The sequence below is a fragment of the Nocardiopsis sp. TSRI0078 genome (genome assembly GCF_001905145.1).
GTDB lineage: Bacteria > Actinomycetota > Actinomycetes > Streptosporangiales > Streptosporangiaceae > Nocardiopsis.
This window is the reverse complement of the sequence record NZ_LWLB01000005.1, coordinates 72189-87592: the sequence shown is the minus strand read 5'-3', so window position 1 is coordinate 87592 and position 15404 is coordinate 72189. Positions and strand designations below refer to the sequence as shown.

The following is a 15404-nucleotide window of genomic DNA, read 5'->3' as shown; positions in this document are numbered from 1 at the left end:
GGATGCCACGAGGACTCCTGTGCGGAGTCACGGCAGGGATATGCCTGACAGTGTGCGTACCCGCTGCCTGGGGAGATACCTCCGGTTTCGACAGCCACACCTCGTGCAGTGGCGGCTCCTGTGAAGTCGCTGCCCGTACGCCCGGTCGAGACCCGGTCGTCTCCAGCACTCCGTCCCGAAGCGGGCATGGCGTGGCCGACGAAGCAGAGGTGCCCTGTGTGACACCGGATGTGGATTTCGCCCAGTCCGGGAAGGAGGGACCCCTCCAGGTGCCTCTGGACACAGCCTTGTGCGCTGATTCAGGGGACACGGTGAATGTCCCGGAGTTCAACCCCGCTGCGCTCGCCGAACAGGCACGCGCGATCATGCGCCTGCCTGAACCGAGGATCGGGACCGCCCCGCCACTGGACAGTCCTCGTTTCGTGAACATGCCCTCCTGGATGTGGGTGGACGCCGCAGATTGGGAGCCGGTATCAGCCACGGCTTCGGTCAGCACCGGATCGGTGACGGTGGTCGCGACCCCGGAGCGGGTCGTGTGGGACACCGGGGACGGCTACGAGGTGGTGTGCGAGGTGCCGGGCACCGTGTTCTCCCGAGCCGCCTACCGCGAGGAGGGATCCCCGGACTGCGGCCACACCTATACCGCTCTGCCGCCGGGCGGGGCCGGGGCGACGGTGAACGTGACCGCTGTGTGGGAGTGGGAGGTGTCCTGGTCCGCCACCGATGGGCAGGGCGGCGACCTGGAGGACCTGGCGACCTCCGCTTCCGTCGCGGTGCCGGTGAGTGAGATCCACTCGGTGGTCACCCATATCCGCTGAGGTCGGCAAGCACAAGACATCGGAGCAGAGGGGGAGGGATGGTCGCGCTAGCGAATCCCAAGCAAAAGAACCAGGAAAGCAGGGAAAGCCGTACGCGGGGTGCGGGGGAGGGGGAGTGGGAGTCGGTGAGGTTGGCCGCGACCTCACGCCGCAGGTGGCGATGGGGCCTGTTGGCCGGTGCGCTGATCGTTGCGGGGGGCGCGGCAGGAGCCTGGGCCGGATTGGCCTCGGATGAGACACGCACGGTCGCGGTGCTCAACGCTGACCTGCCCGCCGGGCACATGATCACCGCTGCGGACGTGACCTCGGTGGACTTGGCAGAAGCGGAAGGGCTTCGGCTGCTCACGCCCGAGGTGGCGGAGGGGATGGTACTGACGCGGCCGGTGCCTGCGGGATCCCCGCTGGTGGCGGGCTCGGTCTCCGACAGCGCTCTGTGGCCGGAGCCGGGGCAAGCGGTGGTCGCGGTACCCGTGACCACGGTTCCCGCGGATCTACGGGAGGGGACGACCGTGGATCTGGTCGCTGTAGCAGCCCACGGTCAGGTGCCCGAAGCCGAGGAGGAGGACGCCGAGGGCAGTAGTGCGCAGAGCCCTTCGGGAGTGGTGACGGGGTTGGTCCACCGTGTCGTCGCGTCCGACGAGGACGGTTTCGGGGATGGACAGCAGGCGGTGGAGGTGGTTCTGCCCCGGGACCAGGCAGCGCACTTCTCGCGGGCGGCGGCCGGTGAGGAGATTCAGGTCCTGGTGGTGAATCCGCATGAGGACGCTCAGGCGGTCGCGGAGTCGGAGGGGGCGGAATGATCGTTGCGGTGTGCTCACTCAGCGGGGCTCCGGGGGTCACCAGTCTGGCCACCGCGGTCGCGGCGTGCTGGCCCTCGACTCCTCTGACAGTGCCGGTACTGGTGGAAGCTGATGCTTGCGGTGGCGACCTGGCCTCCTGGTACGGCATCGACGCCGGCCGCGAAGCGGGACTGGTGTCCTTGGCAGCCGCCTCCCGCAGGCCGGTCCCGGTACCGGCGTCTGCTGAGGCATGGATACAGGCAGGCGTGCAAGACGCGCCCTCGGCCAGTGAACCGCTGCTTCACCACGCGGTGGAGCTGCCCGGCGGCCTCCGTGCGGTGATGGCTCCCGCCGATCCGATGGAAACCGGACGAGCGGTGGACGCGCTCGTCAGCAAACCCGCTCTGCTGGGGACAGGGAAAGCGACCGTGATCGACGCGGGGCGGGCGGTACCGGGGTCCGCGGGGGCGTCCCTGCTGCGTCACGCCGACGCCGTCGTGGTCCTCACCGATCCTGGGGATGTCGGACACGCATCCAGGCTGAGAGTGTGCGCACCGGCCCTGGCGTCGCTGCGCCAGGAGGGAGTGTGTGTGGGGCTGGCCGTCGCGGAACCCTGCCTCCACTCCGACGAGGAGGTGTCCCAGGTGGCCTCCGGGCTGCCGGTGTGGGCACGTATCCCGCACGACCCGGTGGGAGCCGCGCTGGTGCGGGGCGAGTACCGCCCGCCCACCCGCCTGCGCGACCGCCTGGCCGCGTGGCGGTCCCAACGCCGGGACCCCGACGGCCTGGAGTGGATGCCGCTGATCAAAGCTGCCAAGGCCCTGGCGGAACTGTGCGACGACTTCTCCGGAATCGGCGCGGCCTCCCCGGTGCGGCGCGCCATCGAGGCGGGCGCGGCATGACGACGACCTCTGAACGCACACATTCGCTCCTCGCATCCGGCGACGAGGACGACGCACTGCGGGATACGGCGGTCACCCTGGCCGGCCAGGTCACCGAGCAGCTCGTCACCGTACCCGGTGAGGCGGAGGACGCCGAGTACGTGGGACGGCTGGTGGACACCCTGCTGGAGGACCGGGCCCGCACAGCCCTGGTCCGAGGGGAGGGGGAACTCGCCGCGCCGGAGGAGGCACGGCTGCGCCAGCTCGTGCTGGACCACGTCCTGGGGCTGGGGCCGCTGGAGGAGCTGCTGGTCGAGCCCGGGGTGGAGAACATCCACATCACCGGATCGCAGCCGGTCATCGTCGACTTCGGCGGAGGCCGCCGGGAACGCCGCCCGGCGGTGGTGGCCGCTGACACCGACCTCGTGTCCCTGGTGCAGAGGGCTGCCGCTCGGGCCACCGGCGGCGAGCGCCGCTTCGACATGGGTGCCCCGATCCTGTCCATGGAGCTGCCGGGAGGTGAGCGGTTGTCGGCGGTGATGCCCGGGGTCGCGGCCCGACCGACCGTGACGATCCGCCGCCATCCCGCCCAGCACCTGACCTTGGGGAACCTGGCCAGGTCGGGGATGGTCGACCAGACCGCCCGCGACCTGCTGGTCGCCGCGGTGAGGGCACGCTTGAACGTCATCGTCAGCGGTGCCACCAACGCGGGCAAGACCACGCTGCTCCGAGCTCTGCTGGCCACGGTGGAGGCCGAGCGGATCATCACGGTGGAGGACTCCCTCGAACTGGGACTGCACCGCCACCTGCCCGAGGCCGATGTCGTGGCGTTGCAGGGACGCCCCGAGAACATCGAGGGCGTCGGTGAGATCACCCTGGCCGAACTGGTGCGGGCAGCGCTGAGGATGTGCCCGGACCGGGTCGTCGTGGGGGAGACCCGGGGGCCGGAGACGCTCGCACTGCTCAACGCCATGAGCATGGGCACGGACGGGTCGATGTCCACCATCCACGCCTCGTCCAGCCAGCAGGTGTTCGCCAAACTGGCCGCCTACTGCGCCCAGTCATCGGAGCGGTTGAGCGCCTCGGCGACCGCGTCCCTGTCGGGGACGGCCCTGCACCTGGTGGTGCACATCGACACCACCGCGGAAGGCCAGCGGGCCGTCACGAGCATCCGTGAGGTCGTGGGCTCCGACGGTGACCAGGTGCTTTCCAACGAGCTGTACACGCGCGAGGCCGCAGAAGCCACGGGCGCGATGGTGTGCGCTCCCAGCGGCGTGGGCGGCCAGCGCCTGTCCCGTGCCGGGTACGTGGCGCGGGGGTGGGCGTGATGCCCTGGTGGGACTGGACGGTGGGCGGACTGGCCGTAGGAGGCGCCCTCCTGGGCTCGGGGATCGCCTGCGCCGCCTGCACGATGAGCCTCGTTCCGTGGCGCGCCGCAGGTGCTTCGCCCACCTCACGGCATTGGACCGCGCTCCTGCGCCAGCGCCGGGTGTGGGTGCGCGCGGCCGGTGCCGCAGGTGCGGGAGCGGTGGCCGGCCTGGTGACGGGATGGCCGGTCGGGGCGGTGCTCGCCGCGGCGGCCGGGTGGTGGCTGCCCGCCCTGCTCGGCCCCGACACCGCGAACCGTGCTGAGGCCGACCTGGCGGAGGCACTGGCCTCCTGGGCCGAGCAGCTCCGGGACATGATCACCGGAGCTGCCGGGCTGCACCAGGCCGTCGCCGCGACTGTGACCGTCGCCCCGGAGGTGATCCGCGACCAGGTAGCGGCCCTGGAGGCGCGGCTGCGCACCGGTCAGCCCATGGACCAGGCGGCGGAGGCCTTCGCCGCACAGGTCGACTCCGACCTGGCGGACCTGATCGCGATCACCCTGACCATGGGTGCCTCCCGCCAGAGCGGCGATGTGGCCGGGGCGCTCTCACGCCTGGCCGAAGCCGCCCGGGACAGGGCGACGGCGGTGGCCCGGATCTCGGCGTCCCGGGCCAGGGTGCGCTCCTCGGTACGCATCATCGCCGCCGCCACCACCTTCATGCTGGTGGGGCTGGCGGCGTTCAACCCCGCCTTCCTGGAACCGCTGGACACTGTCTCCGGTCAGCTCATCCTCGGTGTGACCGGAGGCCTGTGGGCGGCCTCGTTCTTCTGGCTGGCCCGCCTCGCGTCACCGCCGAAGCAGCCACGCCCCTTCAGCCTCCGCCCGGCGGAGGCCGGCGGAGCGGTAGGCGGTGTCCGATGAGCGCCGTCGTGCTGGGAGCCGCTGGAAGCTTGCTGGGAGCCGGGGTGTGTGTTGCCGCCTACGCCCTGCGCCGCCCCACACTGGCCGAGCGCCTCACACCCCGCCCACGGCCGGAACCGAGCCCCATTGCCACGGATGGTTGGGCGCACCGGATCGGCCGCCGCGCAGGACATCTACTGGCCCGCGCCGGTATACCCGGGCCAGCCATGACCCGCACGCTCGCGGTGGCGGGCACATCGCCAGAGGCCTACCGGGCGGAGAAGGCCGCTTCCACTGGGATCGGGATCCTGCTGGCCACCGTGCTGGCCACCTTCGGCAGCGCGGTTCTGCCCGGCCCCGCGACCGCGTGGCTGTTCGCCACCCTGGTCGCCGGAGGCTGCGTCGCGGCCCCGGACCTGGCGGCCCGCAGAGCCGCCGCCGAACACCGAGCCGAGCTGAGGGCGTCCGCCTCCGCGCTGGCGGACCTGGTGGTGATGGGCTTGGCCGCTGGAGCGGGGACCACCGGTGCGTTGACCACCGCCCTGCACCACGGCAAGGGACCTGCTCCTGAGCGGATCCGTGCCGCAGTGCAGACCGCGGTGCTGCGGCACCGTCCTCCCTGGGAGGGGCTCGACGCCCTCGCCCGGGAAACCGGGGTGCGGGAGCTGGGCGAGTTGGCGGCCTCACTGCAGTTGGGCGGTGCTTCGGGGGCGCGTACCCGCATTTCTCTGGCCGCGAAGGCGAGCGCCCTGCGTGCCCGTCGCCTGGCCGAGACCGAAGCTTCAGCCCAGGCGGCCACCGAACGCATGACCCTGCCGACCATGGGGCTGGTCACCGGGTTCCTGCTGCTGATCAGCTACGTCGCCCTCGCACACATCACGGCGGGGTTCTAGACAAGGAGAGGTGTCATGAAGGGTCTCCTCCAGCGCGTCCAGCACCGCGCCCGTACCTGGATCGCTCCGCCGTCAGGAGCATCCACCGATACCGGATCGGCGACCACGGACTGGATCCTGATCATCATGGTGTCCATCACCATCGCCACCGTCGTCGGAGGAATCCTCATCGGAGAGTTCACCACGGCGGCCGAGTCCATCGACCTGGGCGTGAACAGGTGAAGCTCGCCCCGCACCGGGACAGCCGACGGCGAACCGGACACGACGACCAGGGCAGTGCCGAGCCGCTGTTCATCCTGCCCCTGGTGTTCGTGATGCTGCTGGGGGTGATCCAGGTGGGGGTGTGGGCGCACGCCCAGCACCGTGTCCAGGTCATCTCCTCCCAGGCCCTTGCTACGGCACGTGCCTACGACGGCTCTGCGGCGGCGGCCTACGAACAGGCCGAGCAGGCGCGTGAACAGCTCGGCGGTGGAGTGCTGCACCAAGTCGATGTCCGCATCGACCGGGGTGCGGCTCACGCACGCGTACGCGTCGGGGCCCGAGCCGTGAGCCTGCTGCCCGGGGCCGGTCTGCCCGTGGCCTCGGAGGTGTCCGGACCCGTCGAACGTCTCACACCATGAGCACCTTGTGCCGGAATCGGTGCCGCGATGACCGCGGGAGCGCCTCGGTTGAACTGTCCCTGCTCGTCCCGGTCCTGGTCGTGGCTCTGGTGCTGATGGTGATCGCCGGACGCCAGGTCTCAGCGGCCCTGATCACCCAGGACGCCGCCGCTGCGGCGGCGCGGGCCGCCTCCCTGCAGCGGGACGCGGCTTCCGCCCGTACTCACGCCTACCGGGAGGCCGGACGGGAACTGGATGACCGGGGTGTGGTCTGTTCCCTCTTCACCGCCGTGGTGGACGCCTCCGGATTCGAGCCCGGCGGAATTGTGGAGGTACGGGTGGCGTGCACGGTCACCGTTGTCGACCTGGGCGGGCTCGGCGGCGAGCGCACTCTGACCGCCACCTCGACCTCCCCGGTGGATCCTTACCGAGGGCAGTTGCCATGATCCGCGACCCCCGAAACCACAGGCATCGTCTGGCTGGCAGCGGCGACGGAGGACACGCGTCGGTGCTCCTCATCATGCTCGTCCCGGTCATCACGGTCGTGTTCGCGCTGGTGTGGGAGGGCGGGCAGATGCTGGCCGCCAAGTCCGAGCTGTTGGACATCGCTCACTCGGCCGCACGGTCGGGCACGCACCAGATCGACACGGCCGCCACCCTCGAACAAGGGATCCCGGTGCTGGACACCGCTGCGGCCCAGCAGGCCGCTATCGACCACCTGGCCTCGCAAGGGCTCACCGGCCGAGTACTGGTCGAGGAGGAGCGGGTGGCCGTGCTGGCCCGGACCACCTACACCCCCTCCGTGCTGCCGATCACCGCAACGCCGATCGAAGCCGAAGCCACGGCCACCGTTCTTCAGCCGCCTGCGGGATGACGAGCTGTCCTCTTTCACGCAGCACCTCCAACGAGACAAGGAAAGTGCGAAGGTATGCCGCGAAGTGCCTGGTCCATGGCCGCAGAAGCCGTGGTCGCCGTCGTGATGCTCATCGGCCCAGCCCTACTGGCGTCTCGACTGGAATGGCCGCTGGGAGAGCACACCACGTGGACGTGGCTCTGGCAGTACCTACGCGGGGGCCGAATCCCGGACGAGGTAGTGATCGCCGTACTGGTGGTGGCTCTGTGGGCGGTGTGGGTGGTCCACCTGGCCGTTGTCGTCCTCGACGTCATCGCTCTGCTGCGCGGCCTGGTGCCCCGGGTAGGACTGGTGCGGCTGGTGTGGGTACTGGCGGCCGGGGGCGCCACCGCGACCACCGCCCAGACCGCAGCGCTTGCGTCCCACACGAACACGGCGGCCGCGGTACCGGCACACCCTGGCCCGGCCGGGCAGGGAGCGGAGGGTTCGGAGGGACAGCCGGTTGAGCGGTCGAAGGAGGCGATCGACCGGGTTCGTCACCTGCCGTACTTCGGGTTCGATTCAGCCGAGCTGACCCCTGAGATGGAACAGTCGCTCCAGCCGACCATCGACCTCATCAGCGACTTCGGCCAGGCCGAGAAACCAGTGGTGGTCACCGGGCACACCGATCCGGTCGGCGATCCCGCCTACAACCAGAACCTGTCCGAGCAGAGGGCGCAGGCCGTCGCGGACTACCTCGTCCAGCACTTGGAGAACGCCGACTTCGAGGTGCGGGGCGCCGGTTCCACCCAGCCTCCGGCGAATGCACAGGCGCCTTACGGAGAGCACCGCCGAGTGGAGATCGCCTACACCCTCCAGCCCCTCCCGGAAAAGGAGGAGGACTCGGTACCGTCCACACAGCCCAACGCCGAGAACACCTCCAACGGCGCCTCCGAGCCAGAGAGGGTGCGGTTGGACGTGACCACCGCGAGCGATCAAGCGCCGGATCCGGACCCGCTTCTGGTGGGCGCTGTGACCGGGGCAGTCGGATTGGGAGTGGGGTACGCAGTTGGACGGCGGCGCGTCCCCAACTTCCGAGCGCGCTCCTCCACCCCTGTCCCGGCCCCGGCAACTGCTCCGGCTGCGGCGAGCACTGAGGACACCATGCCCACAACGGGTGACCTGCTGATCGAGGATCGACTCGGACTCACCCGTGGCGTCATCGACGAGGACGGCTATGTGCTCGTCTCCGACACGGTTCGGGTCAACGGCCGGGACGGGGTGGCATTCGTCGGAGCCCATGCCGCCTCCGTCCTGGCCGCAGTCGCCACAGACCACGCGCCCGAGCCGGTGATCTCCACCCGCGTCGCCCTCGCGGAACTCGGTGGCGCCAAAGCACTTCCGACCGGTGTGCAGGTCGTGGCTGACCTCCCTGGAGCGCGGAACGCGGTGGAGAGCGAACTCCTCACCGCCACACGGCGCGGTATGGAGGAATCCGACGGTGCATCAGAGGGCGACCACTCCGCAGGCGCTCCTCGAATCCTGGTGGTGTGCGGTGCCGACGACCTCGACGCGGCCCACAGACTGCCCGAGACATCGACCGGCGCCACGGTGGTGGTGTGCGTGCTCGGTGAGACCGACCGTGCCGCCGTCGCCCTCGACTGCGATACCACCGACCGATTTCGAGCGAGGTCCGCTCGCACCGAGGCCTGCCGTGACGGCATCGCCCTGCGCCGCCACAGCGCTGCGGAGCACAGCACGCCGAGTGAGGCTTCCTCTCCCCCGGTAGAGGAGGAAGCAGAGCCAGCGGTCCCCGTGACGCTTCCTCCTGTTCCCACAGCGCCCGACTGGAAAGAGGACGCGGCCTCTTGCCGGGTGCGGTTGCGCTTGTTCGCCCCCACGCTGGTCACCCAGGTAGACGGCAAGGAGGTGACCGGGCTGCGCACGGTGGCCCGTGCTCTCCTGGCCTACCTCGCCCTGCACCCCCGCGGGGCGAGCGCAGAGGACATCGCCCAGGAGTGCTTCGCCGCGCTGGACTCGGACCGAGCGGTCTCTGCCCGCAAGAACGCGATCAGCAGCATCCGCTCATCCCTGCGAAAAGCACTACAGGAACCCGGACAGCCTGTGATCGTGAACCGCAGCGGCCGTTACACACTGGACTCCGCTCTCTTCTCCGTGGACCTTTGGGAATTCTCCAAGACATACAAGAAATCCAGGAGCCTTGAAGGAGGGTTTCGGCAGCAGGCTCTGGTGGAGATCGTTCGAATGCACCCTGCCAAACTCCTCGAATGTTCTGAGGAGGTGTGGGCAGAGGCGGCACGGAAGGCGTGCATACGTGCTGTGGTCGAGTCTCTTCTGGAACTCGCTGAGAAAACTCTGGAGGAAGAGCCGAAGATCCGCCTTCTAGAGCAGGCTTGCCTGTTCGACGAATTCAACGAGCCGCTGTACCAGCGAATCATGGCCATCCATGTTTCGCGGGGCCGTCCTGAGATCGCACACCAGGTCTACCGGTCCCTGAAAGAAAAGCTCTCGATCATCTCGGAAAAACCCAACAAGGCGAGTCGCGCGATGGTCGAGTCTCCGAAGCATCCGGCGCGGTGAACCCCGGTGCCCCGAGGTAGGGAGTCGCACCTGCCCGCCTCCGCCCGCGCGCACCGCGGCCGAGTGAACCCGAAGTGAACCCCCTGGGCCGCTGGGTGGGCCGTCGCCCGGGCCGCCAGGTGGGCCGATCTTAGCTGGCCCACCCCTGAGCTGGAATAACCGCAGGTCACTGGGCATCTGGGTGGGCCGATGGGCGTCCAGACTTATACCCAGTGGGTAGTCATCTTCACGTAGGGGGCGGCGCGCCCCCTCTCCTGCGACGGGGGCGGCCTACCGGCCGCCCCCGTCCTGCTGTGTCCTCCTGCCCTCCCCCTGCCCCTCCTCTCCCGCCTCACAGTTCCTGTGAGGCGCTCTCCCTTCCTTTCCTTGATATTCACAGAAGGCCTTCCGTGAGGGCTTGGTGATCACCCAACTCGGCGCCGGGAATGGAAAATATGATCACCCAGGTGAGTTCTGAACACGCCACGTCCCCCTCGCGCGCGTGCGCGGTTCCTTCCTGGGAACGCCGCGCCCAAAAAAGTACGCGACACGAGTTGACAACCCCGCGCCGGCCAAGTTCCTATTGGCGTGCTCCCCGGGGCGGCGAACGGTTCCGGGGCGGGGCGGGAAAATTTCTCGCGACACGGGTTGACAAACCCTTATCACCCAAGGTCACCTTGGGTTCCGCCCCGAAACGGATGCCGTTTACGGGGCGCGCGGAAAAAGGTTCGCGACACGAGTTGACAAACACCGGTCAACCAAGTGAACCTCGGACCGCCAACGAAGGAAACCCGCAAATGGAAGGGGGTGAGAAAATGCGCACTATGCGCGCCATGGCGATAATAACCGGGCGAGTATTCACCCGGCCCAGGCCACCCACGCAGGCCGAAATCGCGAACCGGGCACGCGCCCACCGGGCGCGCCAGGTGGCCGGCGACTACGAGGCGGCGATCGCCCGGGAGTTGGCCGCACGAGGCCGGGCGGTGCACCTGCACCGCACCCAGGGGGCGAGCCCCGAAGCCCGGCGGGCCGCGGACGACCACGCCCGCGCGGTTCGGCACCGTGCCGAGCTCGGAGCCCTGCTGTTCAAGCTCCACGCCCACCGCACGGTTCCGGCCAACTGAACGGCACGAACCCCGCGATTACAGCGACAACGGAGGAACCCATGGCTGACCGAAACAAGCCCGGGCAGTGCGCCCCGGTCATCATCTGCCCCGAGTGCACGGAGGAGGTGCGCAACATCCCACCCACCGACTGGAGCCCGAGCTACCAGAGGCCCGACTACAGCCACCAGGACGGATCGGCGCTGTGCCTCACGTACGGGGACATCCCCGGCCAGAGCACGGGCGGGATCCAGACCTTGAGGCCGGTCGTGTTCGTGCCCCTCGGGGCCCTTACCTCGGCCTGATGCGGCCGGCCTGGAGGCGGCAACCTCCAGACCGGCCCCACCGCAACACCCGCGCCCACCGGACAGGTGTGGAGCCAGGACGGCTGGGCGCGGGCCCAACACCACCAACGAAATTGGAGTGTGCTGTGAGCACGAGTATGCCCTACGGGGCGCGGATCATCATCACCCGCGACCACGTCGAAGACCTGCGCGGCCACGGGTCGGGCGCGTGCCTGACCTGGCACGAGGACACCCACCAGGTGGAGGCGGTCGGCCCGCACACCGCGCTCAACCCCAGCCGGATGATCATCACCGGATACCAGGGGCTGTGCGAGATGGCCGACTACTACGCGGCCGAGGGGCACGAGGTGGCCGACGACGACCTCGCCCTGGACCTGACCGACATCGCCGCCGACTGGCGGATCGACTGGCCCGGAATCCGCGCGATGAACCTCCAGGTGGAAGACCTGCGCGGAGCCTTGGCGGACGCGGGTGCCTACCTGAGCGCGGCCCCCACCTTCATGCTCCCCAGGCACGGGCTGCCCCAGATGACGGACTACTACCGCCTCGCAGGAGGCAGCCGCCTGGCGAGCGTGACGGTCGGTTTCGGTTTCACCGAACCGACCAGGATCACCGCCGAGGACCCGGACGACGACACCCAGCCGATCGTCGACCTGACCCTGGGCACCAGCGGCACGCTCACCCACGCCGCGACCAGCCGCCTGATCGCCTCCACGGTGACCAGCGCCCTGAACCAGGACCGCTAACGCCGGCTGGGGCCGCCCCGTCACGGGGCGGGGCGGCCCCCACCACCCGACACCCACGCGCCGAGCGCTGTGTTCGGCATGCCTTGAAAGGTGCTCCGTAATGTCTGTCATTCCCACGATGCGTGAACGGTTCGACGAGGAGGAGGTCACGGTGGACCTGCTCCGCGACCTGCACCGCACCGGACCGGGCGGTTTGGTCATCGCCGACCTCCACCGGCCCTCCTACCGGGTCACCCATGCCCGCCACCTCTACACCGAGGCCCGAGGCCTGGTGCCCGTCTACGGTCACGGCGACCTGGTCCACGACCTGGACTACTACGACCAGGACTGGGAGGAGCTGGCCGATGCGGTCACCGACACCACCTGGGACCAGCTCGACCACTGGGCAGCGTTCGCCATGCGCATGAGCCCCCTGGTCCGCGCCCTGCGACGGGACATGACCCTGTACCGGATGGACCTGAACCGCCGCCCCGTGTGCCGCTACACGCTGGACGGCGCGAGGCGGGTCGATGACACCTTCGCCCTGCGCGGTAACCCGCGCATCACCTTCACCTCCTGCTGTGTGCAGCGCCGCCCGGCCAGCCTCCTGGTGTCCCTGGACATGTACGACCAGGGCCACTTCGTGACCACCTGGACGCAGCGGGTGACCCACACCGCACCGCCCCGTTTCGTGTGCGAGGCGCCCCTGCGGGCCCAGCTGTACCTGGACCTTCGCCCCTAACCCGCACCGGGCCGCCCCGTCACAGGGCGGGGCGGCCCCTGCCACCCGACAACCACCTTCGCGCCGAGCGCTGTGTTCGGCGCGCCCACAGGAAGGAACTTCACGTGTTCGAGAACGTGCCCAACGTGACGGTATCCGACTGGTTCGCCTCCGCCGAGATCACCTCACGGATGCTGCGCACCCTGAACAACATCGGCCCCGGCGGAGTGATCATCGCCGACCTGTACCGGCGCGACTACTACGCCACCCACTCCCGCACCCTCAACCACGCCAGCCAGACCTCCTTCATCGTGTACGGCTACCACGACCTGGCCGCTGACATGGCCGAGTACACCGAGGAGTACGGGAACCGGGCCTGGGAGGAGCTGGTTCCGGCGGTCGACTGCACCGTCTGGGAGTGCCTGGACGAGATGGCCGAGGACCTCGCCGGCCCGAGGTGGGTCCTTACCCGGATGCGCCAGACCATGCACGAGCTCGGGTTCGACCTGACCAGTGCCCCGTACTACTACGACCGGTACGCCAGCCCGGGCGACTGCGCCAGCCCCACCACGCGGATGGTGCGCGACCGCTACGCCTGCCGCGCCCACCCGGCTCTGACGGTCACCGTCAAGAGCCCGGTCGACGAGAAAACCGGGGCACTGTCCCTGATCAGGATCAGCGACGGCGACCGGCACGTCACCGGCTGGCCCGCGCGCATGCGCACCCAGTTCACGACCGGCCCCAACGCCCACCGGGTGCGCGAGGCCATCGAAGCCTACCTGCGCCGCACCCGCACCTGACCTCCACCGCACCGGGCCGCCCCGCCCCGGGGCGGGGCGACCCCCGTCACCCGAGCAACCACCTCACGCCGAGCCCGGTGTTCGGCGTGCCATGAAAGGAAGCCGCATGTTCCGCGTGAAGATCACCACCGAGGTCCTCAGGGAATGGTTCGAGCCACAGGCCCTGACCCCCGCCCTGATCAGGCAGGTACGCGACACCGGCCCCGGAGCGGTCATCGTCGCCGACGTCGCCGAGCAGCGCTACCGCGCACTCGCCCCGGCCTCGCTCGACCCCACCGACCGCTCCCAGCTCATCGTGTACACCCACGACGACACCGAACGGGTCCTGGCCACAGCGGCGATCCGCACCCTGCGCGCCGACCACCACGCCTGGAGGACGGCAGCCGACCTCGCCACACACCAGGTCCGCTCACACATGCCCACCTGGATGGCAGCGCTGTGTGTGACCCCGACCGTCCTGAGTATGCGCCTGGCCATGCACCGGGAAGGCTTCGTTCCCTTCCACCGCCCGCAGCTGGACAACCTCGGCACGGTCATCGACACCTACACGGTCGCCGACGACGACCGCGTACTGGCCACCACCGCCCTGCCCGCCTTCACCACCGGTCAGGTCACCTGTGAGGCCACGGTCCTGGACCGGCGCCGCGCACCGCTGGCCCTCGCCAACGGGCCGGTGTGCGACACCTACGGGGCCGAGGAAGGCGCAGCGGGACTGCGTGCCCTGGTCACCGAGCTCCTCGACGACCTCTAACCACCGTTCCAGGGTTGCCCCGTCATGGGGACGGGGCGGCCCCTTCCACACCACTGCTCTACGAAGGGATTCGTCTGCCATGGCCACCACTGCTTCGGCTCCGCGCCGTTCGGCCACCCGTACCCGCGAGATCATCCTGGCCGCCCTCGGTGAGGCCACCGAGCCGGTCACCGTCACCGAGCTGGCCGAACTGGCGGGGGTGGGCAAGTCCACCCTGGCCAAACACCTCCCGGCCCTGGAGAAGGACGAGTTGGCGGTGCGCGCCCCGGGCGGGCGCGACGGTCGCCGCCGCCTGCCCGACACCTGGCAGGCGGCCACCTCCACCACCCCGGAGGAGGCCTCCGAGGGGGACGCTGCACCCCAGGAGGCCGACCACACCGAGGCCGAGGCCGACACCGTCTCGGACACCGCGCCGGGGGAGGCACCCGAGGTGGCGGCGCCCACCTCCGCCCCGACAACGTCGGACCCCCGCCCGCAGGTGGTCTCCGAGCAGGCCCCGGTGGCCGAGGCGGCCCCGGCCGGTGACCAGAGCCCGCCCGTCACCAGCGCCCCGGCACCGCCCGCTCCGCCCCGGCCGGCCTTCGCCCCTGCGGGGGCGGCCACGGCTACCGCCGCACGGGTCGGTCTCACCACGGCTCAGGAGGTCAACCCGGTCAGCGGCTCCGCCCGGCTCGCGCCGGGCGAGCTGAAGCTGATGGTCAAGGCCATCCTCGACGCCGAGCCGGGTGAGGAGTTCACCGCGACCGCCATCAGCCACCTGCTGCAGGGCCGGTCCATCGGTGCCATCCAGAACAACCTCGCCCGCTTGGCCAAGGAGGAGCGTGCGGTGCAGACCTGCGACCGGCCGCGCCGCTACCGCTCCGCCAAGCACCCGGCCTGACCCGCCACCCGGGGGGCGCGGGCACCTGAACAGCCCGCACCCCCATCTTCGATATACCCTAGGGGAGTATTGATGTTCGATGTTGCCTGGTCCCTCTTCGACCTCGACTGTGTGCAGTGGGAGTACACCCTGACCCTGACCGCCTTGTGTGTGACCACGACCCTGGTCGGGATCGTCAACCGCACCAGCCGCCTGCTGAACACCTACTACGTGCGCGGTGACTGGCCTGGGGTGGTCCACTACTCCGAGCGGGGCCCGGGAACCCTGTGCGGTGTGTGCGGGCACCACCTCGCGGTGCACGACCGGGCCACCGGCCGGTGCTGCCACGGCACCCCGCTGGACCACCTCGCGATGGTCATTGCCCTGCCCATGCCCCTGCTGTTGCGTGAGGTGCTGCAGCAGGCCGGCTGCCCCTGCCGCCTGAGCGGCAAGCGCACCTGACCCACATCGTCGCTTCGACCGGGTGAAGGCCCGGGACCCGCACCAGCGTCTGGCTGGTGCGGGTCCCGGGCCTTCAGCGTGCCCGCG

Annotated in this window: 19 protein-coding genes; all 19 read left to right on the top strand. The window is 69.9% G+C overall.

Translation table 11 applies throughout. The features are described from left to right. The first annotated feature begins 311 nt into the window (after nucleotides 1-311). The 19 genes from A6A08_RS06995 to A6A08_RS06905 all read left to right on the top strand — a co-directional run bounded on the left by A6A08_RS06995 (nucleotide 312) and on the right by A6A08_RS06905 (nucleotide 15317). On the top strand, nucleotides 312-818 hold the full coding sequence (locus A6A08_RS06995) for a hypothetical protein (RefSeq protein WP_242422154.1): 507 nt from the start codon (nucleotides 312-314) through the stop codon (nucleotides 816-818). A 170-nt stretch (nucleotides 819-988) separates the two neighbouring features. Continuing rightward, on the top strand, nucleotides 989-1618 hold the full coding sequence (locus A6A08_RS06990) for an SAF domain-containing protein (RefSeq protein ID WP_242422153.1): 630 nt from the start codon (nucleotides 989-991) through the stop codon (nucleotides 1616-1618). A 245-nt stretch (nucleotides 1619-1863) separates the two neighbouring features. Continuing rightward, nucleotides 1864-2499, top strand: coding sequence for a hypothetical protein (locus A6A08_RS27430; protein WP_143181690.1), 636 nt, complete (start codon nucleotides 1864-1866; stop codon nucleotides 2497-2499). Further along, on the top strand, nucleotides 2496-3806 hold the full coding sequence (locus A6A08_RS06980) for a CpaF family protein (RefSeq protein ID WP_073701715.1): 1311 nt from the start codon (nucleotides 2496-2498) through the stop codon (nucleotides 3804-3806). Before A6A08_RS27430 ends, A6A08_RS06980 begins: the two co-directional genes overlap by 4 nt. Then, nucleotides 3806-4708, top strand: coding sequence for a type II secretion system F family protein (locus A6A08_RS06975; protein ID WP_073701762.1), 903 nt, complete (start codon nucleotides 3806-3808; stop codon nucleotides 4706-4708). The genes A6A08_RS06980 and A6A08_RS06975 overlap by 1 nt, the downstream gene beginning before the upstream one ends. 206 nt (nucleotides 4709-4914) lie before the next feature. Continuing rightward, nucleotides 4915-5580 (top strand): type II secretion system F family protein, encoded by a 666-nt coding sequence (locus A6A08_RS06970; RefSeq protein WP_083608921.1) that lies wholly within the window; start codon nucleotides 4915-4917, stop codon nucleotides 5578-5580. Between the two features lie 15 nt (nucleotides 5581-5595). Beyond that, on the top strand, nucleotides 5596-5802 hold the full coding sequence (locus tag A6A08_RS06965) for a hypothetical protein (RefSeq protein WP_073701713.1): 207 nt from the start codon (nucleotides 5596-5598) through the stop codon (nucleotides 5800-5802). Continuing rightward, nucleotides 5799-6200: a TadE family protein gene (locus tag A6A08_RS06960; RefSeq protein WP_242422152.1), complete on the top strand. Its 402-nt coding sequence runs from the start codon at nucleotides 5799-5801 to the stop codon at nucleotides 6198-6200. The genes A6A08_RS06965 and A6A08_RS06960 overlap by 4 nt, the downstream gene beginning before the upstream one ends. Further along, nucleotides 6197-6625 carry a TadE/TadG family type IV pilus assembly protein gene (locus A6A08_RS06955; RefSeq protein WP_073701712.1) on the top strand — a complete coding sequence of 143 codons (429 nt, stop codon included), beginning with the start codon at nucleotides 6197-6199 and terminating at the stop codon, nucleotides 6623-6625. Before A6A08_RS06960 ends, A6A08_RS06955 begins: the two co-directional genes overlap by 4 nt. A gap of 62 nt (nucleotides 6626-6687) precedes the next feature. Then, complete coding sequence (locus A6A08_RS06950) at nucleotides 6688-7053, top strand: pilus assembly protein TadG-related protein (RefSeq protein WP_083608919.1); 366 nt, start codon at nucleotides 6688-6690, stop codon at nucleotides 7051-7053. 75 nt (nucleotides 7054-7128) lie between these two features. Continuing rightward, nucleotides 7129-9612, top strand: coding sequence for an OmpA family protein (locus A6A08_RS06945; RefSeq protein WP_143181689.1), 2484 nt, complete (start codon nucleotides 7129-7131; stop codon nucleotides 9610-9612). 794 nt (nucleotides 9613-10406) lie between these two features. Further along, nucleotides 10407-10715 (top strand): hypothetical protein, encoded by a 309-nt coding sequence (locus tag A6A08_RS06940; protein ID WP_143181688.1) that lies wholly within the window; start codon nucleotides 10407-10409, stop codon nucleotides 10713-10715. A gap of 41 nt (nucleotides 10716-10756) precedes the next feature. Further along, complete coding sequence (locus A6A08_RS06935) at nucleotides 10757-10999, top strand: hypothetical protein (protein WP_073701709.1); 243 nt, start codon at nucleotides 10757-10759, stop codon at nucleotides 10997-10999. Nucleotides 11000-11124: 125 nt separating this feature from the next. Further along, entirely contained in the window at nucleotides 11125-11745 is a 621-nt protein-coding gene (locus tag A6A08_RS06930) for a hypothetical protein (RefSeq protein WP_242422151.1), read from the top strand. A 100-nt stretch (nucleotides 11746-11845) separates the two neighbouring features. After that, entirely contained in the window at nucleotides 11846-12466 is a 621-nt protein-coding gene (locus tag A6A08_RS06925; RefSeq protein ID WP_073701707.1) for a hypothetical protein, read from the top strand. 104 nt (nucleotides 12467-12570) lie between these two features. Beyond that, a complete protein-coding gene (locus tag A6A08_RS06920) occupies nucleotides 12571-13245 on the top strand; it encodes a hypothetical protein (RefSeq protein WP_073701706.1) in 675 nt (224 codons plus the stop codon). A 106-nt stretch (nucleotides 13246-13351) separates the two neighbouring features. Beyond that, the gene (locus tag A6A08_RS06915; RefSeq protein WP_073701705.1) at nucleotides 13352-13996 is read left to right on the top strand and encodes a hypothetical protein; all 645 of its coding nucleotides are present in this window, start codon (nucleotides 13352-13354) and stop codon (nucleotides 13994-13996) included. A gap of 79 nt (nucleotides 13997-14075) precedes the next feature. Then, on the top strand, nucleotides 14076-14876 hold the full coding sequence (locus A6A08_RS06910) for a winged helix-turn-helix domain-containing protein (RefSeq protein WP_073701704.1): 801 nt from the start codon (nucleotides 14076-14078) through the stop codon (nucleotides 14874-14876). Nucleotides 14877-14948: 72 nt separating this feature from the next. Beyond that, the gene (locus A6A08_RS06905) at nucleotides 14949-15317 is read left to right on the top strand and encodes a hypothetical protein (RefSeq protein ID WP_073701703.1); all 369 of its coding nucleotides are present in this window, start codon (nucleotides 14949-14951) and stop codon (nucleotides 15315-15317) included. Nucleotides 15318-15404 lie beyond the last annotated feature (87 nt).

What these genes read in the sequence shown, in the direction of transcription:
- A6A08_RS06915 (WP_073701705.1), top strand. Translation starts at nt 13,352, where the DNA reads ATGTTCCGCGTGAAGATCACCACCGAGGTCCTCAGGGAATGGTTCGAG.
- A6A08_RS06965 (WP_073701713.1), top strand. Translation starts at nt 5,596, where the DNA reads ATGAAGGGTCTCCTCCAGCGCGTCCAGCACCGCGCCCGTACCTGGATC.
- A6A08_RS06980 (WP_073701715.1), top strand. Translation starts at nt 2,496, where the DNA reads ATGACGACGACCTCTGAACGCACACATTCGCTCCTCGCATCCGGCGAC.
- A6A08_RS06910 (WP_073701704.1), top strand. Translation starts at nt 14,076, where the DNA reads ATGGCCACCACTGCTTCGGCTCCGCGCCGTTCGGCCACCCGTACCCGC.
- A6A08_RS06935 (WP_073701709.1), top strand. Translation starts at nt 10,757, where the DNA reads ATGGCTGACCGAAACAAGCCCGGGCAGTGCGCCCCGGTCATCATCTGC.
- A6A08_RS06925 (WP_073701707.1), top strand. Translation starts at nt 11,846, where the DNA reads ATGTCTGTCATTCCCACGATGCGTGAACGGTTCGACGAGGAGGAGGTC.
- A6A08_RS06945 (WP_143181689.1), top strand. Translation starts at nt 7,129, where the DNA reads ATGGCCGCAGAAGCCGTGGTCGCCGTCGTGATGCTCATCGGCCCAGCC.
- A6A08_RS06940 (WP_143181688.1), top strand. Translation starts at nt 10,407, where the DNA reads ATGCGCACTATGCGCGCCATGGCGATAATAACCGGGCGAGTATTCACC.
- A6A08_RS06905 (WP_073701703.1), top strand. Translation starts at nt 14,949, where the DNA reads ATGTTCGATGTTGCCTGGTCCCTCTTCGACCTCGACTGTGTGCAGTGG.
- A6A08_RS06970 (WP_083608921.1), top strand. Translation starts at nt 4,915, where the DNA reads ATGACCCGCACGCTCGCGGTGGCGGGCACATCGCCAGAGGCCTACCGG.
- A6A08_RS06975 (WP_073701762.1), top strand. Translation starts at nt 3,806, where the DNA reads ATGCCCTGGTGGGACTGGACGGTGGGCGGACTGGCCGTAGGAGGCGCC.
- A6A08_RS06955 (WP_073701712.1), top strand. Translation starts at nt 6,197, where the DNA reads ATGAGCACCTTGTGCCGGAATCGGTGCCGCGATGACCGCGGGAGCGCC.